Here is a 24,596-nt window from a genome sequence, read left to right on the forward strand (position 1 = left end):
ATCATGAAAATCAAAAATATTTGTTGCATAGGCGCAGGCTATGTTGGAGGTCCAACTATGGCTGTGATTGCACAAAAATGTCCTCAAGTTAAAGTCACCGTAGTAGATATTAATGAGCATAGGATAAATGCCTGGAACAATAAAGACTTGTCTAAACTTCCGGTGTATGAACCCGGCTTAGACAAAGTGGTGGAAGAAGCTAGAGGCAGAAATTTATTTTTTTCTACGCAAGTAGACCAAGCCATAGATGAAGCTGATATGATTTTTATCTCGGTGAATACGCCTACCAAAACCTACGGGAAAGGCAAAGGCATGGCCGCAGATTTAAAATATATAGAACTTTGTGCGCGTCAAATTGCACGTGTAGCGACCACCGATAAAATTGTGGTCGAAAAATCAACACTTCCAGTAAGAACAGCTTCAGCTATTAAAAGTATTTTAGACAATACAAGTAATGACAACAAGGTGAAATTCCAAATTTTATCTAATCCAGAATTTTTAGCAGAAGGGACCGCAGTAACCGATTTATTAAACCCAGATCGAGTGTTGATTGGAGGAGATAACACTACTTCAGAAGGAAAAGAAGCCATAGCGGCTTTGGTAAATATCTATGCCGACTGGGTGCCCAAACAACGTATTTTAACCACCAATGTATGGTCTTCAGAACTTTCTAAACTTACGGCAAATGCTTTTTTAGCTCAACGTGTTTCCTCAATCAATTCTTTGTCTGAACTTTGTGAGAAAACAGAAGCAGATGTGAATGAAGTGGCCAAAGCTATTGGAATGGATTCACGTATTGGATCCAAATTTTTAAAAGCTTCCGTTGGTTTTGGAGGTTCATGCTTTCAAAAAGATATTTTAAACTTGGTTTACATTGCTAAAACATACGGTTTAGAAGAGGTAGCCGATTATTGGGAGCAAGTGATTATTATGAATGATCATCAAAAAAGACGCTTTGCTCATAACATTATTAGTACCTTGTTTAATACGGTTTCGGGTAAAAAGATTGCTTTCTTGGGGTGGGCATTCAAAAAAGATACCAATGATACTCGAGAGTCTGCCGCTATTTATGTCGCCGATGAATTACTGAGCGAACAATCACAAATTTCGGTGTACGATCCTAAGGTAAATGCCGAACAAATGTATACCGATTTAGATTACCTGAATACGCGTTCTGCTGAAGAAACCCGTAACGGACTCCTAGTGAACCAAGATCCTTATGAAGCTTGTAAAGATGCTCACGCCATTGCCATTTTAACCGAATGGGATGAGTTTAAAACTTATGATTGGCAAAAAATATACGATCAGATGCAAAAACCAGCCTTTCTATTTGATGGAAGAGGAATTTTAGATATTCCACCGTTGGAAGAAATAGGCTTTGTATGCTACAAAATAGGAAGTAGTAATAAAAATTTATAATGCTTTAGCTGAAGATAAAATGAATAGAAAAAGAGTTTTAATTACGGGAGCTGCCGGATTTTTAGGATCTCATCTTTGCGATAAATTTATTGCCGAAGACTACCATGTTTTGGCGATGGATAACTTGATTACAGGAGATTTAAAAAATATAGAGCATCTTTTTCAGTTAGAACAATTTGAATTCTATCACCACGATGTGACTAAGTTTGTACACGTAGCTGGAGATTTAGATTACATTCTTCATTTTGCGAGTCCCGCCAGTCCCATAGATTACCTTAAAATCCCTATTCAGACGCTAAAAGTAGGAAGCTTGGGAACGCATAATTTACTCGGCTTGGCTAAAGAAAAAAATGCTAGAATACTAATTGCCAGTACTTCCGAAGTGTATGGAGATCCTTTGGTTCATCCGCAAACCGAAGAGTATTACGGCAATGTAAATACCATTGGTCCGCGTGGGGTTTATGATGAAGCCAAGCGTTTTCAGGAATCCATAACGATGGCGTATCACCGCTTTCACGGTTTGGAAACCCGTATCGTAAGAATATTTAATACGTATGGTCCAAGAATGCGACTTAATGACGGGAGGGTGATACCAGCGTTTATAGGTCAGGCGTTGCGCGGGGAAGACTTAACTATATTTGGTGATGGTTCACAAACCCGTTCATTTTGTTTTGTAAGCGATCAAATAGAAGGAATTTACAAATTATTGCTTAGTGATTATGTAGAACCAGTGAATATAGGCAACCCTTACGAAATTACCATCAAAGATTTTGCCGAAGAGATTATAAAATTAACGGGTACCAGTCAAAAAGTGATTTATCAAGATTTACCCAAAGATGATCCTATGCAACGCCAGCCCGATATTTCTCGAGCTAAAGAAGTTTTAGGTTGGGAGCCTCTGGTAAACAGGCAGGAAGGGATGAAAATTACCTATAACTATTTTAAAAGTCTATCGCCAAAAGAGCTCACTAAAAAGGCGCATAAGGATTTTAGTAAACACATAAGAAAATAGTATGCAGATTAAGCAAGGGAGATATTCTGCTTATTTACGTCCACTGGTTTATCTTATAGATATCGCAGTGATTTTACTATTTGCCTTGCAATTCAAGTTACCACTTGCAGACTATTTTAATTTCACCATTTTTGTTACCATAGGCTGGTTGGTGATGTCTATTAAAACCGACTTTTATGAAGTTTACCGCTTTACAAAAGTGACTAAGATTATCTCTCTTAACTTTTTACAAGCCGTTATTTTTGGATTGTTTATTTTTTCATTCTTTGGGTTTTTCGGAGAATTAAGTCGGCCTAGAAAAGAGATTTTCTTTTACGTAGGAAAAGTGTTTGCTAGCATTTTAATCATCAAGCTCTTCATTTTTTATTTACTGAAACGTTACCGTAAATATTTAGGAGGGAACTATAGAACGACCATAATTTTAGGAGATAATCAGCGTACTAGAACCTTAAGAGATTTCTTTAAATCTAATACAGAGTATGGATACCAGTACAAAAGACTAGTCGATTTTTCATCGGAAGATTTTGATCTAGAAGAAGTGTTTGATTGGATTTTGGATAATGAAATCAACGAGATTTATTGTTCGGTAGCCGAATTGAATAATGAGCAACTCAATCAGGTGATTGAGTTTGCCGACAATAATTTAAGACCGCTCAAGTTTCTTCCAGATAATAAAGACATTTATACCCGCCAATTAAAAATGGAGTATTATGGATACCTTCCTATTCTTTCTTTACGGAATATTCCTATTGACGATTCGTTAAACAAGTTTATTAAAAGAGCATTTGATATTATAATGTCTATTTTGGTGATTGTATGCATACTTTCTTGGCTTACTCCCATTTTAGCCATCTTTATCCGAATGGAATCAAAGGGGCCTATTTTTTTCAGGCAAAAAAGAAACGGATTGGATTATAAAGAATTCTATTGTTATAAATTCCGCTCTATGCGAGAAAATCCTCAAGCAGATTTACACCAGGTAAAAAGAGGAGATAAGCGAATTACTAGAGTGGGGAAATTCATTAGAAAAACCAGTATAGACGAAATGCCACAGTTTTACAATGTGCTTTTAGGAGACATGTCTGTGGTAGGGCCAAGACCCCATATGGTAAGTCACACACATATGTATGCCGAACGAATCGATAAATTTATGGTAAGGCACTTTATAAAACCAGGAATTACGGGACTTGCGCAAACTAGTGGTTTTCGCGGAGAAGTAGAAACCGAAGCAGATATCATTAACCGCGTGCGATATGATATTTTCTACTTAGAAAACTGGTCTTTGCTATTAGACTTAAAGATTGTTTTCCAAACCGTTTACGACGCGATAAAAGGAGATGACAAAGCTTATTAAGTTTTACCAATTTTATCTCAAAATGAGCTATATAGTTGAACATATCTTGCCAATTTGCGCAAAAAATACCTGCCTATGCCGGCCCGTCCGAACGTATCATCCGGGTGGACAGGCAGGCTCGGCATAGCTAAGGCTATGACTGCGTTTTTTCCCTTGAACTTGAAAAAATATGTTTTCAAATCCAATGGCTAATTTTGAGGTATAATTCTAATTGCTGAGAGTTTATGTGATTTTTGGCTTGCCATTTTAAAATTTCCAAAATAAGTTCTGCTAAAGATAAGAGAATCCACAGGGAACAAAACTCTCATTTTATATTCCAGAATATAAAGTCTATTTTTCAACAAAACATTAGGGCGTCAATTTGCAAACAATTATTTTTGAAGTCACAAACAAAACCATATACAATGAACATTCTTATTCTAGGTTCTGGCGGGAGAGAACATACTTTTGCCTACCAAATGACTAAAAGCACGCATTGCAGTCAGTTATACGTAGCTCCAGGAAATGCTGGAACCGCAAAAATAGCCACTAATATTGCTCTAAATGTGAACGATTTTGAAGCGATAAAAGCGACGGTCATAGAAAAAGAGATTCAGATGGTGGTGGTAGGACCAGAAGATCCTTTGGTGAACGGAATTTATGATTTCTTTACGGAAGATGAAGCCTTAAAAGACGTGATGTTAATAGGTCCGTCTAAACGCGGCGCTTTACTAGAAGGAAGCAAAGAAAGAGCCAAAGAATTTATGGCGATGCACAACGTTCCTACCGCAGCTTACGAGAGTTTCACCAAAGAAAGTTTAGCAGCAGGAAAGAAATTTCTAGAAACTTTAAAAGCACCTTACGTACTTAAAGCCGATGGTTTGGCTGGAGGAAAAGGAGTTTTGATCTTGGAGGAGTTAGACGAAGCTAAAGCGGAATTGGAACAAATGCTAAGCGGAAAATTTGGAAATGCGAGTCATACGGTCGTGATTGAAGAATTTTTAGACGGAATAGAACTGAGTGTTTTTGTCTTAACCGACGGGAAAGACTATAAAATTTTACCTACTGCAAAAGACTACAAACGCATTGGCGAAGGAGATACCGGTTTAAACACGGGCGGAATGGGAGCGATTTCTCCTGTACCTTTTGCCGATGAAGCATTGATGCGAAAAATTGAAGAACGCATTGTTAAACCAACGGTAAACGGACTTCTAAAAGAAGAGATAGATTACAAAGGCTTTATTTTTATAGGCTTAATTAAGGTAGGAGATGATCCTTACGTGATAGAATACAATGTGCGAATGGGCGATCCAGAAACCGAAGTGGTTTTACCCCGAGTAAAAACAGATTTGGTAGAATTATTACAAAAAGTAGGGCAACAAGAATTGGCATCAGCGAGTTTAGAGATAGATGAAAGAGCTGCGACTACGGTCATGTGTGTTTCGGGAGGTTATCCAGAAGCTTATGAAAAAGGAAAAGAAATTACAGGATTGGAAAATATAGAAGACGCTATCGTTTTTCATGCAGGAACGAAAGAAGAAAACGGAAAGGTAGTAACGAATGGAGGTCGGGTAATGGCGGTGACTTCATTTGGAAAAGATTACCAAGAAGCGCTAAAAAAATCTTATCAAAACGTAGAAAAGCTACATTTTGATAAGATGTATTATAGAAAAGATTTAGGAAAAGACCTAATATTAAGTTAAATATGTAATGTCGTATTAAGAATAAAAGAGACGATTTAATTGCGACATTATCTGTTTACCTTGGTATAAGCTAGTACTTAGCGTTTTTTCCTAAAAACACATGTGCTTTTACAGAACGGTCCTCTTCGTTGTTATCATTAAATTTTTTCAGTTGAAGCATCCAGTAAACAAAAGCTACTGCTCCAATAAGTATAAAAATAAAGTTTAAGCCGTTAGCGGCAAACCAGCTAGATAACTCTAATTCACGAATAGCGTCAAAGGGTACAAACAAGACATCTTCAAAAAGAGATGCAATAAGTTCAAAAAAATCTTTCATCGTTGGGAACTTTGTTATAAGTTTCTACAAAAGTAAGAAATTACTCTATGTTAGCAAGCTTTTTTAAGAAATCTAAACCTATCAATTTTTTAATTGTAGGTGTTTTCATGACGATTTACTTTATTTCAGCCAATTTTTTTAGGTTGGATGAAGCTTTTTCATGGCCACTTATCGCAGAAAAAACAGGCTATTTAATCATCTATCTTCTGTTGATGTTTATCTTAAATTTTATCGTTAAACGTAACGGAATCAGCAAAAAGAATAGCTTTGCAATTTTACTCTTCGGTCTTTTAACCATGCTCTTATTGCCCGTTTTAAAAGCCAGTGAAATTCTTGTTTCTGCATTTTTTGTGTTATTGGCATTGCGAAAAATAATTAGCTTAAAATCTGGCTTAGAGATTAAAAAGAAAATATTTGACGCCTCTATGTGGATTGCCGTTGCGAGTTTATTCTATCCGTTAAGCTTGTTTTTTCTAATCCTTCCTTTTGTTAGTATTTTCTATTACGCCACCCAAGATTTTAAAAATTTTCTTATTCCTTTTGTAGCTCTTATTTGCACGTATCTTTTGGTGACCGCAGGCTATCTTTTGGTACTCGATATAACTTTTCCGTTAAGCCAATTTTTGGTGATTCCTGATCTTAATATTGCAATCTATCAGGAAGCTTACGTGCTTATTCCTTTAATTATAATCACTTTATTTACGCTAATAAGTCTCTTTTTCTTTCTAAAAGAGATGCAAAATACGATTAGAAAAAGAAAAGCCATGTTGTTTCTAATTCTTCTGTTTTTTATCATTGGCTTACTCATAGTGGTTTTGGCTCCGCAAAAAACCGGAGCCGAACTACTTTTTCCTATGTTAGGAATTAGTATGATGGGAGTCATTTTTTTGGAAGAAAAAGGCTTAAAACTCATTAAAGAAATTGCTTTGGCCATCTTGATTCTAGCCGTGCTTATAATTCCTTTTATGTTATGGTAGATCTTTCTCTTTTCGACATAGAGCAAGAATTGAAGAAGCGACATGCTTATCCATATGAATGGGGAAGAAAACAAAATAATATTTGGGATGACTATACCAATTTTATATATAAAACACCGCATTGGGAACCGGTAGTCGAAGTGATGAAAGCTACAATTGAAGCTTATGATTTAGATAAAAAAGAGCTGTTTCAATATGCCGCCAACCGCTGGTATAATTTCTGGAGCGCTATGGCGGTAGAGAAAATTTTCACTCAAATTGAAGGCGTAGTTCCTGCCCTAAATCCCAAAGATAGATTGGTGGATTTTAACCTTAGCGGAATTGATTTTGACCACAAAACTTCTGTTTTTCCTAAGGGATTTAAGCAGACGCTTTATTATGCTCAAAACCACAAAGAAGAATTACTGAATTGGTTGTATAAAAACCAAAGTCAGCAGCAGCGAAAACACCTCGAAAACCGATTGTTTTTGGTGGTTTATGCACAAGATGGCGAGCATTGGAAACTGAAAGCAGAAATCACTTGGTTGCAAAGCATCATTCAAAAATATGTAAGTACCTTTGAGGCTTCTCTATTAACGCCATTAAATTGGAATGAAAAATCGGCTTTATCCGATATTATTTGGGCAGTACAATGAATTACATCGGTTCTAAAAATAAACTTTCCGCTTGGATTTTGGACGTGGTATCACAGCAGGTTTCTACTCCTTTAAAAGATGCTGTTTTTTGCGATTTATTTGCAGGAACGGGAAGAGTAGGAAGAACTTTTAAGCCACTCGTAAAGCAAGTCATTGCGAATGATGTAGAATTCTATAGCTACATATTGTTGCAAAATTATATAGGGAACCACGTATCACTTCCGCGGAAGCGTGATTACATAGAAAAATTAGAAAATCTAGCTCCTAAAGAAGGCTTTATCGCACAGGAATACGGCGAAAACGGAACCGCCCATCGTTTGTTTTTTTCCCAACACAATGCTCAAAAAATTGATGCGGTAAGACAACAAATAGAAGTCTGGAAAACTGAAGGAGAAATAGATCCTCCTATGTATTATTTCTTGCTGGCTTCTTTGTTAGAAAGTGCCGATAAGGTGGCAAATACAGCATCGGTTTACGGGGCATATTTAAAAAAGATAAAGAAATCGGCGGCAAAACCCATAAAAATCCTTGGGGCAGAATTTGATCTTACGGCTTCTTCACACGAGGTGTTTCAAAAAGACGGAAATGCGTTGGTGAAAGAGATTAGCGGAGATATTTTATACCTAGATCCGCCTTACAATGCTAGACAATATGGCGCTAATTATCACTTGCTAACGACGATTGCAAAATATGACCGCTTTGTGCCCAGAGGAAAAACGGGTTTGCGAGATTATTATAAATCGGCGTATTGTAGAAAAGGAGAAGTAGCGCAGCAGTTTGAAGAATTGATTAAATCGGCGCAATTTTCCACTATTTTTTTAAGCTACAATAACGAAGGTCTCATGCCGCCAGAGCTCATTAAAACGATTATGCAAAAATACGGAAACTATAGCCTGGAAGTAAAAGACTATCAGCGTTTTAAAGCCGATAAAACCGAAAGCAGAAACCATAAAGCTAGCGCTACGCAAGAATACTTGCATATTCTGAAGAAGTAGAGCTATTTATACGTTTTCCAAATCTTCAATTTCCACTTTATTCTCAAAACCGTAAATCACTCGTTTTATCTACTATTTGAGATAATATCCTTACTTTTGAAAAATCACAAAGAAATAACCTTTTTAGAGGTCCTAAAACTAAACACTATGTTTTCAGACAAAGCGAATAAAATATTTGAAGAAGTAATAGAAAAATACCACGTCATCAATACGGTAGATCAAGAATTTAGCAATCCGTATGGAGAAAATGAAGATTTATTAGCGCATTTGCTTTACCGTAAATCTTGGATAGATACCGTGCAATGGCATTACGAAGACATTATTCGCGATCCAGAAATTGATCCTGTTTCGGCTTTAAAATTAAAGCGTAAAATTGATGCTTCCAACCAAGATCGTACCGATATGGTGGAGTATATCGATTCTTATTTCTTAGAAAAATACAAAGAGGCTACTCCAAAAGCAGACGCAACGATCAATACCGAAAGTCCGGCTTGGGGTGTAGACCGTTTGTCTATTTTGGCGCTTAAAATATACCATATGAATGAAGAAGCAACACGCGAGGATGCTTCTCAAAAACATCAAATGGCGTGTAAAGCAAAGTTAGACGTGTTGTTAGAGCAGCGTGTAGATTTATCGACTGCCATCGATCAATTGCTACAAGATATTGAAAACGGAGATAAATACATGAAGGTGTACAAGCAGATGAAAATGTACAATGACGACGAATTAAACCCCGTTTTAAGAGGTCAAAAATAATTCACATTAGGTGAAAAATAGTACTCAACACATCGCCATCATTAGACTTTCTGCCTTGGGCGATGTGGCAATGTTGGTGCCGGTATTGCGCAGACTGCTTCAGCAATATCCAGACCTAAAAGTAACTGTCGTGACCAAGCCTTTCTTTGGAAAGCTTTTTCAGGATTTACCCCAGGTAAATGTGTTGGTCGCTGAGGTGAAAACCGAGCATAAAGGCATCATGGGTTTATGGAGCCTGGCCAAAGAGATCAAAGCCTTAGATGTAGATGCGGTAGCTGATGTGCATGATGTGTTGCGCTCTAAAATGCTGCGTTTTTTCTTTTTCCTTTACGGAATTAAATCGGCGTCGATAGATAAAGGCAGAGCAGAAAAAAAAGCACTTACCCAATTAGCACCCAAAACAATCACCCCTTTAAAAACCACGCAGCAACGTTATGCTGCCGTTTTTGAGCAATTAGGTTTTCCTATAGATTTAGATCAAGAAATCAGTTTTGAAAAACCACAATTGCCTAAGCAGTTTCAGGAGTATATAGGTCAGAATGTTAAGAAGTGGATAGGTATCGCTCCGTTTGCGGCGCATGAAACCAAAATGTATCCGCTAGACTTAATGGAAGAAGTGATTGTCGCTTTAAACGAAGAAAACAACCTGCATATCTTTTTATTTGGTGGCGGAAATCAAGAACGACAGTTGCTAGAACCTCTAGCCGAAAAATATGAAAACGTGAGCAGTCTAGTGGGAATTTTCGCTTTCGCGGAAGAGTTGCATATCATCGCCAATTTAGACCTGATGATTTCGATGGATAGCGGCAACGGACATATGGCTGCAATGTATCAAGTGCCTGTGATTAGCATTTGGGGAAATACGCATCCGTATGCAGGATTTGCCCCTTTTCAGCAGACTCCAGCACAACAAATACTTCCAGATTTAACGCAATATCCGTTTTTACCAACCTCTATCTATGGCAACAAAGAAGTAAGCGGCTATGAAGATGTGATGAAATCAATTCCGCCAAGGGAAATTATAGAGAAAGCAAAATCCTACCTGTAAATGTTTAAAAAAACCTTAAAAAACTGGTTGCTAAAGCTGGGTATTGCCAGTTTTGCTTTGCTTATTTTATTGCAAATGGTATTTGCAGCATTGGGAATTGACTATCCGCCTATTTCTAGAGATATGTTGGGGGAAAACTTGTCTTTTGGCTTGTTTGTGATTTTGGGAGTGATTGTCGCTCCGCTTTTTGAGGAAGTTGCTTTTCGAGGTTTTTTTACTCCCCAACGCTGGTTAAGAATCACTTCTTTTATTGTGTTGCTGATCTTTATAGGCTTGTCGTTTAGTTACTTTAGTCTGGCGTTGCTCTTGCTCTACATTCTTAGTGTTTACTTAAATGACCGGAGTGGTAAAAAACGCATTAACCTCTTATTGGTGATGAATGCAGTGTTGTTTGCGGGGATTCATTATACCGCCCAAGATTTTATCACTTCGCTTGGGGTGGTAGCTATTCTGGCTCAGTTTGGAATGGGACTTATTTTATTGTGGATCACCATTAACTTCGGGTTGATAAAAGCGATGTTATTTCACGCTTTTTACAATGGCTTATTAATGTTGTTGCTTTTTATGGCTTTGCAATACCCTTCTCCAGAAAAGCATACCGCAGAAAGTAAACACTTGACCATAGAATACCAAGAGATTCCTTATGCTAAAAGTACCGAGGGAAGTTTTACTAGAAAGAGAACTAAAGATACTTTGTACCTCACCAATATGCGCTTGAATAAAGCAAATCGTTTACATATAGAAACTTCTACTTTATCTAAAGAGGATGAGCCTTGGGTAGAAAGTGTTCCTTTTATGAAATATGACTTAAAAGTGTACACCAATAATAAAGAAGAGGTGAATATGTATAGCGAAGAATTGTTTCAATTATTAAAAAACGAAGAATTAATTTACTAATTTATGGATTTAAATACCCCCATTTTTACGTACCTCATTGTAGGCGTATGTGTTTTATATATTTCGGTGAGCTTGTACCGTTTTAAAGAACTCGATAAAAATAAGCGAGTAAAATTATATATCCTTATCGGAATTTTTGTGCTGTATGTAGTTGCTAAAATTTGGCGCATCACCCAAGAATAGTTTTTAACTTTTTATTATAAGCATACCGCTTGTTGTTTGAAGCTTACAAACTGAGTTCGATCCCGCCCGAAAGGCTACGGACGGATGATTTCTCGTAGAAAAATTATATCGAGAACAAGTTTTTGAACGAAAATCGCTGTTCTCGATACAAAATTTTCTCAAAATTTCACTCGAACTGACACGATTTTCTTAGATTGAATTCAGGTATATAACTAGACTTTTAAAATCAATTAAGCACAAAAAAACCTCTCTTTTAAAGAGAGGTTTTATCATTTTCTATATGGATGAGATGCTGAAGCAAGCCCGCCTGAATGAATTCACTTTGGGCAAGTTCAACATGACAGGTCTGAGATAATAATGAGGCAATTCTTAACGTCTCACCTCTCAATACTCATCTCTCAATACTAATTATACATCATCATAATCTATCTTAATCGTAGACGTGGTAGGATGCGCTTGACAGGTAAGGGTGAGGCCTTCTGCAATTTCAGCATCGGTTAAGATTTGATTTTTCATCATTTCGGCTTTCCCTTCGGTGATGCGAGCGATACAGCTACTGCAAATTCCGCCTTGGCAAGAATAAGGAGCGTCCAAATCTTTATCCAACACGGCATCTAGAATGGAGTCCTTTTGATCCATTTCAAAAACCGTTTCCTCATCGTCTACCATCACGGTAATCGTAGTTTTTCCTTCAAGCTTGGCTTCAACTTTTCCAGTTTCGGTAGAGGTAAACAATTCAAAGTGAATTTTTTCTTTTTCTATCTCGTTTTCCTTTAATACTTCAGACACTAAATCGATCATAGGTTCTGGTCCGCAAAGATAAAAAGCTTCAAAATGATGTCCTTTAAACTTATTTTTAAGTACAAAATTCACGGTGCTGCGTTCAATTCTGCCAAAGAAAGAATCTTTATCTTTTGCTTGACTGTAAACAAACTCTATAAATACGCGATCTGGAAACTCTTGCTGAATCGTTAGCAACTCTTTAAAATAGATGGTTTCTTGAGGCGTTTTATTTCCGTAAATCAAGACAAACCGACTGTGACTTTCCTTCTTTAAAACACTTTTTAAGATCGAAAGAATAGGCGTTATTCCGCTTCCTGCAGCAAAAGCAGCATAATCATGCGATTTACCGTTGGTAGGAGGTTGATAGGCAAACTTTCCCTCTGGCGGAAAAACATCTAACACATCGCCTTCTTTCAAGGTGTTATTCGCATAGGAGGAGAATAAACCGCCCTCTACTTGTTTTACACTTACCTTTAACTCGCTGCTGCCAGGAGTAGAAGAGATAGAATAAGAACGTCTTACTTCGTGATCATCAAATTTCTTTTTGATGGTAATATATTGACCAGCATCAAAATGGAACACTTCATCTAAATTAGAAGGAATTTCAAATACAATGCTAATGGCTTTAGGGGTTTCCCTGATGATTTCTTTTACCGTTAACGGATGAAAATTTTTCATTTTTCAAAATTTTCAACAAAAATACAAAGTATATCGCTTTTAAAACAGGAAGAGCGTGAAATAATAAAAAGCTTTTAATTGACGATTAATTTCAGGTTTTGAGCTTGGTCTTCTTTAGCATTAATGTTTAAGAAATAAATCCCTGTAGAAAGTTTACGTTGTAGAACCACGGGACTATTGACTTTAAGATGGGCAATGTCGCGTACTTTTCTTCCGTGTACGTCATATATAGAGACCTGTAAAAGCTGATTGGCTTTCCCAGAAATAGTAAATGCCCCATTGGTAGGGTTGGGCCAGACAGAAAAAGCTGTGTTTGTCTTTTCTGTAATTCCTAAAGTATTAGGTATAAATTTAACTATAAACCCAGAAACATCACTTTCCAACTCTTGATCATACCAAGCATTTGAGGTAGCAATCCCGTCGGTACTACAGGTTTCTCCAAAGAGGTAAAATTCATCATTGCCTGCATAGAGTAAACCTCTTGTTTTATCATCGCCCAAACCACCAAAATACGTTCCCCAAAGGCGTTCTCCCGCAGGATTAAATTTTGCCACATAACTATCAAAACTTCCTACAGAAGCAAGTTCGTCTTGAAAGGTATTTGGCGTTGCAATTTGATTGGTGCTTTTAGTAAGGCTGGCAAAATAAATATTGTCGTCTTCATCAAAGTTAATTACATTTCTATTAAGACCAGAAATAAGAGTTCCCGAACCATTTCCATACGAATCAGTAAGTTGACCGCCATAGTAGGTGGACCAGATTCGATTTCCATCTTCGTCGAATTTGGCTAGAAAAGCATCATTGGTAGAATTAATAGGATTGCTAGAGCCAAGTGTTTCCTGGTAGGCTCCCTGAGAGGCGATATCTTCTTGGCTTTGGGTAGAACCAAACCAAACATAATTATTTTGGGAGTCAACGGCCACGTCTATCGATTGCTCAAAATCAACACCACCGTACATAAGACCCCAGAGCCTGTTTCCTTGAGGATCAAATTTTGCCAAAAATACATCTGCGGGCAAATTTTGACCATCTGTATAGGTGCCTGAGGTGGTAAAATAATTTTCTGGCATATTTCCTAAATAATTACCTCCAACTATAATATTTCCGTCTTGGTCTATAGCAATATTATCTAAGCCAGTCACATTTTGAGATCCCGATGTACCATAATAGGTACCCCAAACGCGATTGCCATTAGCATCAAATTTTGTGATAAATCCTTTTTGGGAAGCTTGTCCTAAACTTTCATCAAAGGCCCCTACGGTAGCTACATTTTCGTCGCTTTGGGTAAAGCCTACGATATAGAAGTTACCAAGATTGTCTGTAGTATAATTAACAATTTGTTCTGTTGCATCTCCAACCGTAGTACGGTAATAGGTGGCCCATTCTTTCGTACCATTTTCATTTAATTTCATAATGAACCTATTACTAGGGTTACCGCCGCTAGTGTTAGGTAAAAAATCTTCCATAAATGCGCCTGACGTAGAGATATTGGAGGTGCTGGTAGTGCTACCAACTACATAAACAAACCCCCTTACTAGGGCGCCGGCTATTCCTTCTCTACCTTCGCCACCTATAAAAGTGTTCCAAAGAAGCTCTCCTTCTGGAGAGCGTTTTTCGATATAGCAATCATTTTCTCCTCCACTATAGTTTTGCTGTATTGCGTTAGGAAATATATTGATATTGGAGGCTTCAGAGGCAGTTACACCTCCAAAATTATAGAGATTTCCGCTAGGATCAAGTGTAAAATTTTTACGTGAAGCATAACTTCCCATCTCTTTTTCTAAAAGCGAGGTTTGTGCAAAAATAGATGAACTGATTATTAGTAGGAGTAGTGATAAAAATTGGAGTTTAAGGGAGTAGTAATACATTATAAAAAAGTTATTAAAGGAATGAGAGTAATTTTTTTCTTGATAAATGGTTTTAGTCGTTTACTTAAAGGTAAGAAGAAATTTACGAAAAAGCACTCAATCTTTTTTTTTTTGCATTTAGTCGATGATTTTTTTAAAAATTAATACCTAAGATTTTTATGCATAAGGAATTTATGTATATTTGAAATCTAGTTAAAACAACATATGTCCAATTCAAAATTATATAAAGGCAGTCTCTCTACCATCATTTTACAATTGCTTTTTAAGGAAGATAAGATGTATGGTTACGAAATTACGCAGCGCGTAAAAGAATTGACCAAAGGAGAATTAAACATCACCGAAGGTGCTTTATATCCTGCGTTGCACAAATTGGAAGCCGAGGGTTTATTAGAAGTGGAAATGAAAAAAGTGGATAACCGCTTGCGCAAATACTACAAACTTACCCAAAAGGGAACTACAGAAAGCGTTTCTAAACTCGAAGAATTGGAGCGTTTTATGCAAACGATGAACGGACTTATCGACCCCAAACCGAGTTTAGGATGAAAAAAGCAAGTCAAGAACAACTAGAACGGCTTTTTCAATTTACCAATCAGCATTTTGTAGATTATTACGATGTACAATTAGAATTGGTAGATCACCTCGCCAATGCCATAGAAGAACAGTGGCAGGAAAACCCCGAAAAAGATTTTGAAACCGCTTTACAAGAGGAATTTAAAAAATTTGGTGTTTTTGGCTTTTTAGAAGTGGTGGAAGCTAGACAAATTGCGATGCAAAAACGGTATTACCAACTCATGTGGAAAGAAGCGAAAGAATTTCTAAAATTGCCTAAAGTTTTTATGACAGCGGCATGTTTTATGATCATATTTACGATGATTACCACAATACCCAATGGCATTTTTATTCTTGCTGCATTTTTACTGCCGCTAATAGTTGTTTTTTTCTCAACACTTATTTCGAAACGAAAAAAGGAAAAGGCCATTCTCAAAAATAATAATCGAAAGCCTTATTTATTAGAAAGCTTAATCTTACAAGCTGGACAAGTAGGCTCTTATATTGGTTTCCCCATTCAGGTATTTATATTTATACCAGATCATTTGATGTCAAATTTTTGGGTAGGTATTATTTATGGCGCACTTCTTACTGGTTTTGGTTTAGTTTTTCACATCACGCTGTTTTTGCTTCCGCGGAAGCGAGACGAAATACTTCGGGAAGCTTACCCCGAATTAAAATGGCAACAGGTGTAACAATCTTTTTAAAAAGGACACTAATTAAGAAATGAGTCGTGTGAAGATTTTAGACCGCTCCGCTTTTAGATATTAGAAGCTAGATTTAATTTCAATGATTTAGAGAGTATGTTTCTTTTAAAATGATATTTTTCAAGATCGCTCCATTCATTTCATACAATTCGGATTAGAAGAGTATGAGATGATAATCGATTGAAGTTCAACGTATCTTCAATCTCAGATAATGAATAATACAAAACTATATGTTTAAACGTTTTTTATCTCTAGAATGGAAACAGTTTTCGCGTTCTTCCTATTTTGAAAAGGGACTGGCCATCAAAATTTTATTAATTTTAGGAGCGCTTTATTTTATAGCCTGTTTTGGCGTTTTGGGCGTTGCGGCTTTCTTTATGATTCAGGATGGGTTTCCTAATCAAGATCCTTTGGTGGTGGTAAGCAATTTCTTGATTTTCTGGTTTATGGCCGATCTGGCTTTTCGGTTTTTTATGCAGCAATTGCCCGTAATGAATATTAAACCCTATATGATTATTCCCATTAAACGGAAAACGGTCATTCATTACTTATTGGGAAAAACCACCTTGTCTTTTTTCAATATTTTACCCTTGTTTTTCTTTCTTCCGTTTAGTATTGTTTTACTGGTGCAGGGTTATCCTCCTTTAAACGTGGTTTCTTGGTTCTTTTCTATGCTCTTTTTTACCATTTCACTCAACTACCTTAATTTTTTACTGAATAAAAACAACAAGTTCTTCTATGTAATTCTCAGTATTTTAGCGGGCTTAGTCTTGCTAGAATATTTTGAAGTTTATCCCATTTCTGAGTCTGCCGGGACGTTCTTTTATACGATTTACCAAAAATGGTATGCGGTAAGTATTCCCTTATTGTTAATGATTTTATTGTACCGAAGAAACTATAAATTTATTCGGGAAAGTTTCTATTTAGACGATGCCATCCGTAAAGAAAGTCAAGAAGTAAGTTCTACCAATTTAGGCTTCCTCAATAGATTTGGAGACATTGCCCCTTTCTTAAAAAATGACGTTAAACTCATTATGCGTAATGCGAGGCCCAAGCAAGTGATGCTGATGTCTTTTCTCTTTTTATTTTATGGTCTTATTTTTTATACCCAAGACACGTATAGAGATATGCCAGCATTTTTAGCTTTTGCCTCTATATTTGTAACCGGTGGGTTCTTGCTTTCGTTTGGACAATTGGTGCCTTCTTGGGATAGCGAATATTATAAATTGTTGATGAGTCAAAATATTCCTTATCGGAAGTATTTGGAGTCCAAATGGTACCTTATGGTTGTTGCTGTAGTGGTTTCGTTTATTTTAAGCACGCCCTATTTGTATTTTGGCTACAAGATTTATAGTATGATTGCTGCTGGAGCCTTGTTTAATATTGGTTTAAATTCATTTATTACCTTGTATGGCGGCGTTCTTAATCGGGTGCCTGTAGAGCTTAACGTAAAAGCCAAAGCCTTTAGCAATACCCAAGGCTTTAATCCTACGCAATTGTTAATCGCCTTGCCAAAAATGGCGGGACCTATGCTTATTTTCTATATTCCTTATAAATTCATCAATTTTGAAGCTGGTATTTTGACCCTCGCTTTAAGCGGAATTTTAGGCTTGGTGTTTAAAAAATTCTTCTTCAATTTGATTGAAAAAGTCTACCAAAAAGGAAAATACAAAACCATCGCCGCATTCGACGAAAAGAAATAATGAAGACTCTTATTTTATAGTTATGATAGAAGTACAAAATTTAAGCAAATCCTATAACAACACCCAAGTGTTGAATATTCCTTCGTTAGACATTCCCAAAGGACAAAGTTTTGGGTTGGTAGGAAACAACGGAGCCGGAAAAACCACGTTTTTTAGTCTGTTGTTAGATTTGATTCAGCCTACCACCGGAAATATTAAAAACAAGGACGTCATAGTGAGTGAGAGTGAGGCCTGGAAACCTTTTACCTCTTCCTTTATTGACGAAAGTTTTCTCATAGGTTACCTTACGGCGGAAGAATATTTTTATTTTATTGGAGATTTGCGCGGACAATCTAAAGCTGATGTAGATGAGCTCCTAAGCGGATTTGAAGATTTCTTTCACGGAGAAATCCTTCAGCAGAAAAAATATTTAAGAGATTTATCTAAAGGAAACCAGAAAAAAGCCGGAATCGTAGGTTCTTTTATCGGTAATCCCGAAGTGATTATTCTAGATGAACCTTTTGCCAATTTAGATCCCACCACACAAATCAGGCTTAAGCAAATCATTAAAGATCTAGCCGAAACCAAAGGTGTCACCGTTTTGGTTTCTAGTCACGATCTTATCCATGTCACCGAGGTTTGTGAACGCATTGTTTTATTAGACAAAGGGGAAGTGGTGAGAGATATGATGACCAGCGAGGCTACGCTTCAAGAATTAGAAACCTATTTTGCTGGTTAATTTTAAGATCAACCTTTACAGTTTAGTTTGAGTCTGAACGCAAGGCAGGTAGTCGAGAACTTAGTCTTTTTAAATCATTAAAGAATTCTGTTGATTCAAATATAAAAGGCGTTTAGAGGTTTTCTATTAAGTGACAGCTTGCTATTAAGTTGACCATTGAAATTTATAAATTAATACGTATGTTTCATCAATTTAATCTAATCATCATGCTATTAAGAATCAAGTCTTAGGTCTTATGTCTTTCAGCGCCCGCCCAAACGTAACGCTTCGGTAAGGGCAGGTCTTATATCTTAGTCGGACACGACTATTTTTAAATGCGTAAAATCTAGAGGAGTGGCTTGTTTTTATTGAGGGACATGCTTGTTTTTCTTAAAAGAAATGTATTTTTACGCTTTCTCATACTAAAACTGGGAAGAATAAGTTATTCTTTATACCAATTAAATTTTTAAAAGCCGTAATAAAAATTTGATTTATTTTTAGTAAAGTCGAGGAATAAAAACTAAGCATAGCCACAGCTACGGTTCTTTTTTATGAAGAAGAATTGGCTAAAAAGAAACTAATTTTGTACGGCGTTAGAATGTTTAATTGGTATGACACCTATTTTAACTTAATGAAACGTAATTACTTACCTACCTATACACGATATTTAATTGTACTGCTAGCAGCGGTTTCCTTGGTTTCATGTTCTAGAAAAAAGAACAAATGGCTCAACAGGAACTTTCATGCGATGGGGGCTTACTACAATGTTATTTATAACGGGAACTTAGCTTTAGAGCAAGGAAAAGAAGAGTTAGAGCAGACCTATATTGATAATTATTGGGAAATTCTCCCTATAGAGCGTATGCAAGTGGTGGAAGAATCTCGCTTGGCGGACGACAGTAGAAATGAGAGCTTTTCTAAAGCCGAAGACAAAGCGGCAAAGGCCATACAAAAACACAACATTAACATTGGCGGAACCGAATACAATCCGCAAATGGATGAAGCTTTCTTGCTTTTAGGAAAAGCCAGGTATTACGATCAACGTTTCTTTCCTGCCTTAGAAGCTTTTAACTACATCATTACCGATTACCCCGAAAGTGACCGCTTGGTGACTGCCAAAGTTTGGCGTGAGAAAACCAATATGCGCATGGGGAATAATGAAACGGCGCTAAAAAACATCAAAACGCTTTTAGCTCAGGATATCGAGTTTGAAGAAGAAGATTTAGCCGATGCTTCCGCGACTTTGGCGCAGGCGTATATCAATTTAGAACAAAAAGACAGTGCCATCGCTCCCTTGGCAGAAGCGATTCGGGTGACACCTTCTAATGAAAAAAGAGGTAGGTATCTTTATATTAAAGGTCAGTTATACGATAGGTTAGAGCAAATAGACAGCGCTAATGCCGCTTTTGATGAGGTAATCGCACTCAATAGAAAATCTCCTCGCATCTATATGATCAATGCGTATATGGAGAAAGCTAGAAATTACGACTTCGATGAACAAGACCGGTTGGCTTTATTGGAATTGCTTCAGGAGTTAGAAGAAGACAGAGAAAATCGTCCTTACTTAGATAAAATCTACTATCAGATTGCAGAATATTACCGTGATAACGACACTATTCCGGGATCGGTAAGTTTTTACAATAAATCTTTACGCACGAATACCCAAGATACCTATTTAAAATCTAGAAACTACCTTACGTTGGGGAACATCAATTTTGATGACGCCCTTTATAAGGAAGCAGGCGCGTATTACGATAGTACGCTCGCCAATTTACGCGAAAATACGAGAGAATACAGAGCGATAAAAAAGAAACGTGTTAATTTGGAAGACGTAATTCTTTATGAAGATATTGCGGTGAAGAATGACAGTATTCTTAACTTGGTGAATATGCCAGAAGCAGAGCGATTAGCTTTCTTTACGAAATATACCAATACCTTAAAAGAAGAAGCCCTTGCTGAAGCTAAAGAAGCTGCGAAGAATAAGAATAAACCTTCGGGGAACTTATTTGGAAAGCAACAAAGTACCGCAGGAGGAGCAAGCAGTAAAGGAGATTTTTACTTTTATGACAGCAAGCAAGTAGCCAAAGGCGTACTAAAATTTAATAGAACCTGGGGAGATCGCGCTTTAGCCGATAACTGGCGTTATGAGAAGGGTGGCAAGAATACCAGCGAGCAAGAGGAGATTGATCCCGAAGAGGAAATGCTTGCCGCGATTGAAAGTGAACCACAGTTTCAGCCAGAAACCTACCTAGAAAACATCCCCAAAGATGAAAAAGTGATTGATAGCTTGGCTAAGGAAAGAAACTTTGCGTACTATCAATTAGGAATTATTTATAAAGAAAAGTTTAAAGAATACGGACTAGCCTCCAATAAGTTGGAAGCTTTGTTAAAAAACAATCCAGAAGAACGCTTGGTGTTGCCTTCTAAATATAATTTATTTAAAATTTATGAAGCCATGGGTGATGACGCCAAGGCGAATGCTTGGAAGCAGAATATATTAACGAATCACCCAGATTCACGTTACGCTACTATTTTGAAGAATCCAAGAGGTTTATTGGATGATCAAAACAGTCCAGAAGCGGTGTACGCCACCGTATACCGAAAGTTCGAAAACCAAGAATATAAGAAGGTAATTGATGAGTCTAATAAAAACATAGAGGTTTTCACCGGAAATGATATCGTTCCCAAATTTGAATTGCTAAAAGCTACAGCCTCTGGAAGGTATTACGGCTTTGAAGAATACAAGAAAGGACTTAATTATGTGGCGTTAAACTATCCGCAGAGCGAAGAAGGAAAAAGAGCCGAAGAGATTGTTAAAACGTCCTTACCGGTATTAAAAAACACCGATTTTGCTTTTCCTACAGATGCTAAAGAATACAAATTGGTTTACCCATTTGAGTTAAGTGCAAAACAGGTGGACACAAGCAAGATCACTTCCGATAAGGAAAAAAGAAATCTTAACAAGACACAGCAACCCACCATGCAGGATGTGCTTGCTTTAAAAGAAAAAATTGATAAGGCGATTGTAGAATTTGGTTTTACCGATTTGTCTACCTCGATAGATATTTATACGCCCAATGAAACCTTATTGATTGTTCATGGTCTTAAGAGTAAATTAGGAGCTGAAGGTTTTGGAGAAAAGCTCTTAAAAGAAAAAGAGTATAAAATAAAACATCAAAATATAGGGATTGCTTCACCAGATTATAAAATAGTGCAAGTACATAAAAACTTAGACGACTACATCTCCCAGGCATCCAAATAAAAAACTCAAGATATGTTTTCAGAAAACAAAAAAGCGAGAAAAGAAGCTTCTAGTCCAAGTAAAGAACAGAATAAAATCTCTCAGGGAACAACCTTTAAAGGAGATATACAAGCTCAAGGAGGCTTTAGGGTGGAAGGAACTTTAGAAGGCACGTTAATCACTACAGGAAAGGTGGTGATAGGTAAATCTGGAATTATTAAAGGAGAGATGAAGTGTGAAAATGCCGATGTAGAAGGTAGCTTTTCTGGTAAACTAAAAGTAAACAGTGCACTCTTGCTAAAATCTACCGCTCAAATAGATGGGGAAGTCATTACGGGTAAATTATCTATAGAACCAGGAGCCGATTTTAATGCTACATGTGCGATGAAGAGTTCGGTTAAAAACTTAAATGATGACAAAAGATCCAAAGAAAAACAAGGGAAAACCGCTTAGTAAATGGGCTGTTTTTACGAGCATCGCTTTTCAAATGGCTGTAGTAATTACAGGAGGAGTGCTTTTGGGAATTTGGTTAGATACAAAGTTTGAAAACAAGTATTCAGCTTTTACGGTTTCCTGTTCTTTACTAGGAGTTTTTATAGCGCTCTATCAAGTCTATAAAACGGTTAAAGATTTAGATAATGACAATGAATAAGCTTTCCTTTTTACAATTCTTAAAATTTTTACTTTCCTTTTCCTTAGTCTTATGTTTTCTTCAGTATTTTCTGGTAGAAGAATTCTTACAGCAAGAGGTTTACTATTCTACCTTCATGGTTTACGGATTTTTATTCACCGTAACCCTTGGAATTTATGCAGTCTTGTTATTTATACATAAAAACTTTAAAGACAAAACAGGCTTTGCCTTTATGGGACTCAGCTTATTTAAAATGTTCTTGTCTGTGCTTTTTCTTCTCCCCGTAATCCTGGCTAAAGAAGACCAAGGCAATTTACTTTTAGATATTTTCGCTTTTTTTATTCCATACTTTCTATACTTACTTTTTGAGACGGTTTTTGCAGTGAGATTACTGCAAGATAAGTAGCTTTAAATCAGTAAAATAAGAACTTCTTCGCAGGAAGCATATTTTTTTTATAGCAAGGCTTTCAGATAAAGATTAAAAGTATATCTTTGCAGCAAAATTTAGAGAGCACAATTCGGGTACTATGAAAGCACACCAATCTTTGAAGATGATAGTGACATTGACAATAGCATTTGCTATGATGCCGTTTTTGTCATTTGCTAAGAAAGATATCGCTGAAGCGGAGAAAGAATTTAATCCAACAGATATGATCATGCACCACATTGGTGATGCTCACGGTTGGCATTTTTTTGGAAGTGGAGAAAGCGCTGTTACGTTACCCCTTCCAGTTATCTTGTATACAGATAATGGCTTGGTGACTTTTATGTCTAGCGATTTTCACCACGATACAGAAGGTGAATATATTGTAGAAAAAGACGGCATGAGTTTCGTTAATTTCCACGAAAAAATCTACCAATTAAATGCTGGTGTTCAAGATATTGAGTTTAATGAAGATCAAGAGCCTCTAAATGCTTCAAAACCTTACGACTTTTCAATTACCAAGAACGTAGCTGCTATGTTATTAACGGTAATTGTGATGCTGGTTTTCTTTTTCAGCTTAGCTAAGCACCATAAGAAAAATACACACGCTCCAAGAGGTATGAATAATGCCTTGGAGACTTTAGTGCTTTTTGTACGAGACGATATTGCAAAGCCACAAATTGGAGAGAAGAAGTATAGGAAGTTTATGCCTTACTTATTAACGGTTTTCTTTTTTATCTGGATTACGAATATGTTAGGTTTATTGCCGGGAGCAGCAAACGTTACTGGAAACATTTCGGTAACCGTATCTTTAGGATTATTTACTTTGGTATTGATTTTGGTTAATGGAAATTCGGATTTCTGGAAGCATACCTTATGGATGCCGGGAATTCCTACTTTTGTAAAGCCTATTTTGGCGGTGGTAGAGATTTTAGGTCTTATTATTAAGCCAGTCGCGTTAATGATTCGTTTGTTTGCGAACATCACGGCAGGGCACATTATTATATTGAGTTTATTAGGATTAATATTTATATTAGAAAGTGCAGGTGTGGCCGGAGTTTCGGTTCCATTCGCGCTCTTTATTATGGTTTTGGAGTTATTGGTAGCGTTTCTTCAAGCTTTTATTTTTACAATGCTATCAGCGCTATTCATTGGAATGGCGGTACAAGAACATGAACATCATTAATTTTTAATTTTTAATTTTTTTAATTTTTTTTACTATGGAATTATTATATGTAGGATTGGCAGCTATCGGAGCTGGATTAGCAGTTATTGGAGCAGCAATTGGTGTTGGTAAGATTGGGGGGTCAGCTATGGAAGCGATCGCTCGTCAGCCAGAAGCATCAGGAAAGATCCAAACGGCAATGATTATTGCAGCGGCACTTGTAGAGGGTGTGGCATTATTCGGTGTAGTAGCAGCTTTATTAGGTGTGTTACGTTAAGAATTAGAAGACAAATTCCTTCACAACGGTTGGTTGTGAAGGGGTTTTCTTAAAAATTGATGTGAGTTAACTATTAGATAGTAATAAATTATGGATTTAATTAAACCTGAAATTGGCTTATTTTTCTGGCAGACCATCGTTTTTTTGGTGCTGTTATTTTTAATGGCAAAATTTGCTTGGAAACCAATTTTGAACTCTATAAGACAGCGTGAAGATTCTATCAATGATGCGTTAGCATCTGCAGAGAGTGCACGTCTTGAAATGACGAATTTAAAAGCGAACAACGAAAAGCTTTTAAAGGAAGCAAGAGAAGAACGCGATGGGATGATAAAGGAAGCGCGTCAAATTAAAGAAAAAATGATTGCTGATGCTTCTGATGATGCACAAGTAAAAGCAAATCAAATGATAAGCGCTGCACAAGACGCTATCAAAATGGAAAAACAAGCAGCTTTGAATGAGATTAAAACTCAGGTAGCTACGCTTTCCATAGAAATTGCAGAGAAAGTAGTAAGTAAAGAATTAACTAGTAAAGAAGACCATATGAAATTGGTAGCCTCTATGCTAGATGATGTAAAGTTAAACTAATCAAATTAGTTAAA

At 36.7% G+C, this 24,596-nt stretch carries 25 protein-coding genes; 22 read left to right on the forward strand and 3 right to left on the reverse strand.

What is annotated here, in order from left to right; all coding sequences use genetic code 11:
• Positions 1-3 precede the first annotated feature (3 nt).
• The 4 genes from RBU60_RS03095 (at position 4) to purD (ending at position 5,467) form a co-directional block, all read left to right on the forward strand.
• The gene (locus RBU60_RS03095; protein ID WP_308863199.1) at positions 4-1,419 is read left to right on the forward strand and encodes a UDP-glucose 6-dehydrogenase; all 1,416 of its coding nucleotides are present in this window, start codon (positions 4-6) and stop codon (positions 1,417-1,419) included.
• A 19-nt stretch (positions 1,420-1,438) separates the two neighbouring features.
• Positions 1,439-2,431 (forward strand): UDP-glucuronic acid decarboxylase family protein, encoded by a 993-nt coding sequence (locus tag RBU60_RS03100; protein ID WP_308863200.1) that lies wholly within the window; start codon positions 1,439-1,441, stop codon positions 2,429-2,431.
• A gap of 1 nt (position 2,432) precedes the next feature.
• A complete protein-coding gene (locus RBU60_RS03105) occupies positions 2,433-3,785 on the forward strand; it encodes an undecaprenyl-phosphate glucose phosphotransferase (protein WP_308863201.1) in 1,353 nt (450 codons plus the stop codon).
• Positions 3,786-4,189: 404 nt separating this feature from the next.
• Positions 4,190-5,467, forward strand: coding sequence for a phosphoribosylamine--glycine ligase (purD, locus tag RBU60_RS03110; protein ID WP_308863202.1), 1,278 nt, complete (start codon positions 4,190-4,192; stop codon positions 5,465-5,467).
• 70 nt (positions 5,468-5,537) lie between these two features.
• Here purD and RBU60_RS03115 read toward each other — a convergent pair whose 3' ends face one another.
• A complete protein-coding gene (locus RBU60_RS03115) occupies positions 5,538-5,783 on the reverse strand; it encodes a DUF6341 family protein (protein ID WP_308863203.1) in 246 nt (81 codons plus the stop codon).
• A gap of 47 nt (positions 5,784-5,830) precedes the next feature.
• Between RBU60_RS03115 and RBU60_RS03120 the strand changes: the two genes are divergently transcribed.
• The 7 genes from RBU60_RS03120 (at position 5,831) to RBU60_RS03150 (ending at position 11,274) form a co-directional block, all read left to right on the forward strand.
• On the forward strand, positions 5,831-6,760 hold the full coding sequence (locus RBU60_RS03120) for a DUF6427 family protein (RefSeq protein ID WP_308863204.1): 930 nt from the start codon (positions 5,831-5,833) through the stop codon (positions 6,758-6,760).
• Positions 6,754-7,395, forward strand: a complete 642-nt coding sequence (locus RBU60_RS03125; protein ID WP_308863205.1) for a hypothetical protein — start codon at positions 6,754-6,756, stop codon at positions 7,393-7,395. The genes RBU60_RS03120 and RBU60_RS03125 overlap by 7 nt, the downstream gene beginning before the upstream one ends.
• Positions 7,380-8,390 (forward strand): DNA adenine methylase, encoded by a 1,011-nt coding sequence (locus tag RBU60_RS03130; protein ID WP_308863206.1) that lies wholly within the window; start codon positions 7,380-7,382, stop codon positions 8,388-8,390. Before RBU60_RS03125 ends, RBU60_RS03130 begins: the two co-directional genes overlap by 16 nt.
• A 147-nt stretch (positions 8,391-8,537) precedes the next feature.
• Positions 8,538-9,146, forward strand: coding sequence for a DUF4254 domain-containing protein (locus RBU60_RS03135; protein WP_308863207.1), 609 nt, complete (start codon positions 8,538-8,540; stop codon positions 9,144-9,146).
• 10 nt (positions 9,147-9,156) lie between these two features.
• Entirely contained in the window at positions 9,157-10,194 is a 1,038-nt protein-coding gene (locus tag RBU60_RS03140; protein WP_308863208.1) for a glycosyltransferase family 9 protein, read from the forward strand.
• Positions 10,195-11,091, forward strand: coding sequence for a CPBP family intramembrane glutamic endopeptidase (locus RBU60_RS03145; RefSeq protein ID WP_308863209.1), 897 nt, complete (start codon positions 10,195-10,197; stop codon positions 11,089-11,091).
• A gap of 3 nt (positions 11,092-11,094) precedes the next feature.
• The gene (locus tag RBU60_RS03150; RefSeq protein ID WP_308863210.1) at positions 11,095-11,274 is read left to right on the forward strand and encodes a hypothetical protein; all 180 of its coding nucleotides are present in this window, start codon (positions 11,095-11,097) and stop codon (positions 11,272-11,274) included.
• 408 nt (positions 11,275-11,682) lie between these two features.
• Here RBU60_RS03150 and RBU60_RS03155 read toward each other — a convergent pair whose 3' ends face one another.
• Together RBU60_RS03155 and RBU60_RS03160 are read right to left on the reverse strand one after the other, a co-directional pair.
• Positions 11,683-12,735, reverse strand: a complete 1,053-nt coding sequence (locus RBU60_RS03155; RefSeq protein WP_308863211.1) for a ferredoxin--NADP reductase — start codon at positions 12,733-12,735, stop codon at positions 11,683-11,685.
• Positions 12,736-12,809: 74 nt separating this feature from the next.
• Positions 12,810-14,603 (reverse strand): T9SS type A sorting domain-containing protein, encoded by a 1,794-nt coding sequence (locus RBU60_RS03160; protein ID WP_308863212.1) that lies wholly within the window; start codon positions 14,601-14,603, stop codon positions 12,810-12,812.
• A gap of 204 nt (positions 14,604-14,807) precedes the next feature.
• Here RBU60_RS03160 and RBU60_RS03165 point away from each other — a divergent pair, with 204 nt between their 5' ends.
• The 11 genes from RBU60_RS03165 (at position 14,808) to RBU60_RS03215 (ending at position 24,582) form a co-directional block, all read left to right on the forward strand.
• Positions 14,808-15,146 (forward strand): PadR family transcriptional regulator, encoded by a 339-nt coding sequence (locus tag RBU60_RS03165; RefSeq protein ID WP_308863213.1) that lies wholly within the window; start codon positions 14,808-14,810, stop codon positions 15,144-15,146.
• Positions 15,143-15,847 carry a hypothetical protein gene (locus RBU60_RS03170; protein WP_308863214.1) on the forward strand — a complete coding sequence of 235 codons (705 nt, stop codon included), beginning with the start codon at positions 15,143-15,145 and terminating at the stop codon, positions 15,845-15,847. Before RBU60_RS03165 ends, RBU60_RS03170 begins: the two co-directional genes overlap by 4 nt.
• Positions 15,848-16,089: 242 nt before the next feature.
• On the forward strand, positions 16,090-17,562 hold the full coding sequence (locus tag RBU60_RS03175; protein WP_308863215.1) for a DUF5687 family protein: 1,473 nt from the start codon (positions 16,090-16,092) through the stop codon (positions 17,560-17,562).
• Positions 17,563-17,584: 22 nt separating this feature from the next.
• Positions 17,585-18,280, forward strand: coding sequence for an ABC transporter ATP-binding protein (locus RBU60_RS03180; protein ID WP_308863216.1), 696 nt, complete (start codon positions 17,585-17,587; stop codon positions 18,278-18,280).
• Between the two features lie 610 nt (positions 18,281-18,890).
• The gene (gene porW, locus RBU60_RS03185) at positions 18,891-21,521 is read left to right on the forward strand and encodes a type IX secretion system periplasmic lipoprotein PorW/SprE (protein WP_308863217.1); all 2,631 of its coding nucleotides are present in this window, start codon (positions 18,891-18,893) and stop codon (positions 21,519-21,521) included.
• A gap of 12 nt (positions 21,522-21,533) precedes the next feature.
• Positions 21,534-21,953, forward strand: coding sequence for a bactofilin family protein (locus RBU60_RS03190; RefSeq protein WP_308863218.1), 420 nt, complete (start codon positions 21,534-21,536; stop codon positions 21,951-21,953).
• The gene (locus RBU60_RS03195; protein ID WP_308863219.1) at positions 21,913-22,152 is read left to right on the forward strand and encodes an AtpZ/AtpI family protein; all 240 of its coding nucleotides are present in this window, start codon (positions 21,913-21,915) and stop codon (positions 22,150-22,152) included. The genes RBU60_RS03190 and RBU60_RS03195 overlap by 41 nt, the downstream gene beginning before the upstream one ends.
• Positions 22,139-22,537: a hypothetical protein gene (locus RBU60_RS03200; RefSeq protein WP_308863220.1), complete on the forward strand. Its 399-nt coding sequence runs from the start codon at positions 22,139-22,141 to the stop codon at positions 22,535-22,537. Before RBU60_RS03195 ends, RBU60_RS03200 begins: the two co-directional genes overlap by 14 nt.
• Positions 22,538-22,658: 121 nt before the next feature.
• Positions 22,659-23,741, forward strand: a complete 1,083-nt coding sequence (gene atpB / locus RBU60_RS03205) for a F0F1 ATP synthase subunit A (RefSeq protein ID WP_308863221.1) — start codon at positions 22,659-22,661, stop codon at positions 23,739-23,741.
• A 34-nt stretch (positions 23,742-23,775) separates the two neighbouring features.
• Entirely contained in the window at positions 23,776-23,997 is a 222-nt protein-coding gene (gene atpE, locus RBU60_RS03210) for an ATP synthase F0 subunit C (protein WP_308863222.1), read from the forward strand.
• 90 nt (positions 23,998-24,087) lie between these two features.
• A complete protein-coding gene (locus tag RBU60_RS03215; protein WP_308863223.1) occupies positions 24,088-24,582 on the forward strand; it encodes a F0F1 ATP synthase subunit B in 495 nt (164 codons plus the stop codon).
• Positions 24,583-24,596: the final 14 nt, after the last annotated feature.

This window comes from Mesonia profundi (assembly GCF_031085155.1).
Classification (GTDB): domain Bacteria; phylum Bacteroidota; class Bacteroidia; order Flavobacteriales; family Flavobacteriaceae; genus Mesonia; species Mesonia profundi.

What these genes read in the sequence shown, in the direction of transcription:
- atpB (WP_308863221.1), top strand. Translation starts at nt 22,659, where the DNA reads ATGAAAGCACACCAATCTTTGAAGATGATAGTGACATTGACAATAGCA.
- RBU60_RS03125 (WP_308863205.1), top strand. Translation starts at nt 6,754, where the DNA reads ATGGTAGATCTTTCTCTTTTCGACATAGAGCAAGAATTGAAGAAGCGA.
- RBU60_RS03115 (WP_308863203.1), bottom strand. Translation starts at nt 5,783, where the DNA reads ATGAAAGATTTTTTTGAACTTATTGCATCTCTTTTTGAAGATGTCTTG.
- RBU60_RS03175 (WP_308863215.1), top strand. Translation starts at nt 16,090, where the DNA reads ATGTTTAAACGTTTTTTATCTCTAGAATGGAAACAGTTTTCGCGTTCT.
- RBU60_RS03200 (WP_308863220.1), top strand. Translation starts at nt 22,139, where the DNA reads ATGACAATGAATAAGCTTTCCTTTTTACAATTCTTAAAATTTTTACTT.
- RBU60_RS03170 (WP_308863214.1), top strand. Translation starts at nt 15,143, where the DNA reads ATGAAAAAAGCAAGTCAAGAACAACTAGAACGGCTTTTTCAATTTACC.
- RBU60_RS03215 (WP_308863223.1), top strand. Translation starts at nt 24,088, where the DNA reads ATGGATTTAATTAAACCTGAAATTGGCTTATTTTTCTGGCAGACCATC.
- porW (WP_308863217.1), top strand. Translation starts at nt 18,891, where the DNA reads ATGAAACGTAATTACTTACCTACCTATACACGATATTTAATTGTACTG.
- RBU60_RS03105 (WP_308863201.1), top strand. Translation starts at nt 2,433, where the DNA reads ATGCAGATTAAGCAAGGGAGATATTCTGCTTATTTACGTCCACTGGTT.
- RBU60_RS03160 (WP_308863212.1), bottom strand. Translation starts at nt 14,603, where the DNA reads ATGTATTACTACTCCCTTAAACTCCAATTTTTATCACTACTCCTACTA.
- RBU60_RS03145 (WP_308863209.1), top strand. Translation starts at nt 10,195, where the DNA reads ATGTTTAAAAAAACCTTAAAAAACTGGTTGCTAAAGCTGGGTATTGCC.
- RBU60_RS03165 (WP_308863213.1), top strand. Translation starts at nt 14,808, where the DNA reads ATGTCCAATTCAAAATTATATAAAGGCAGTCTCTCTACCATCATTTTA.
- RBU60_RS03155 (WP_308863211.1), bottom strand. Translation starts at nt 12,735, where the DNA reads ATGAAAAATTTTCATCCGTTAACGGTAAAAGAAATCATCAGGGAAACC.
- purD (WP_308863202.1), top strand. Translation starts at nt 4,190, where the DNA reads ATGAACATTCTTATTCTAGGTTCTGGCGGGAGAGAACATACTTTTGCC.
- RBU60_RS03190 (WP_308863218.1), top strand. Translation starts at nt 21,534, where the DNA reads ATGTTTTCAGAAAACAAAAAAGCGAGAAAAGAAGCTTCTAGTCCAAGT.
- RBU60_RS03195 (WP_308863219.1), top strand. Translation starts at nt 21,913, where the DNA reads ATGACAAAAGATCCAAAGAAAAACAAGGGAAAACCGCTTAGTAAATGG.
- RBU60_RS03135 (WP_308863207.1), top strand. Translation starts at nt 8,538, where the DNA reads ATGTTTTCAGACAAAGCGAATAAAATATTTGAAGAAGTAATAGAAAAA.
- RBU60_RS03120 (WP_308863204.1), top strand. Translation starts at nt 5,831, where the DNA reads ATGTTAGCAAGCTTTTTTAAGAAATCTAAACCTATCAATTTTTTAATT.
- RBU60_RS03180 (WP_308863216.1), top strand. Translation starts at nt 17,585, where the DNA reads ATGATAGAAGTACAAAATTTAAGCAAATCCTATAACAACACCCAAGTG.
- RBU60_RS03100 (WP_308863200.1), top strand. Translation starts at nt 1,439, where the DNA reads ATGAATAGAAAAAGAGTTTTAATTACGGGAGCTGCCGGATTTTTAGGA.
- atpE (WP_308863222.1), top strand. Translation starts at nt 23,776, where the DNA reads ATGGAATTATTATATGTAGGATTGGCAGCTATCGGAGCTGGATTAGCA.
- RBU60_RS03095 (WP_308863199.1), top strand. Translation starts at nt 4, where the DNA reads ATGAAAATCAAAAATATTTGTTGCATAGGCGCAGGCTATGTTGGAGGT.
- RBU60_RS03150 (WP_308863210.1), top strand. Translation starts at nt 11,095, where the DNA reads ATGGATTTAAATACCCCCATTTTTACGTACCTCATTGTAGGCGTATGT.